The organism is Lacinutrix sp. MEBiC02404, assembly GCF_053601575.1.
In genome coordinates this window covers 1-229 of the sequence record NZ_JBSHNV010000053.1, presented here as the reverse complement: position 1 = coordinate 229, position 229 = coordinate 1, and the positions used below count along the sequence as shown (strand labels likewise).

The following is a 229-nucleotide window of genomic DNA, read 5'->3' as shown; positions in this document are numbered from 1 at the left end:
CTTAACGGCTTGTACTGTAATAGACGAAACTATAGAATGTAATGGTACAGATAACGAAACAATTGCTAACGATTGGAATGCTGCTAATATATTAGCACTTCAATCTTGTGGTACAGATTCTTGTGATACAGATGCAGTATTTGATGTAACTTCTGATTATGTATTTACGAACCTTGCTTCTACTTGTGGAGCTGGTGGTACTATTCTAGTTACGTATACCGTAGCTGAT

At 36.2% G+C, this 229-nt stretch carries 1 protein-coding gene; it reads left to right on the top strand.

Annotated features, from left to right (window positions below; translation table 11 throughout):
• Positions 1 to 229 (top strand): hypothetical protein (locus ACVCXO_RS00330; RefSeq protein WP_452227610.1); only part of this gene is annotated, 229 nt, incomplete at both ends.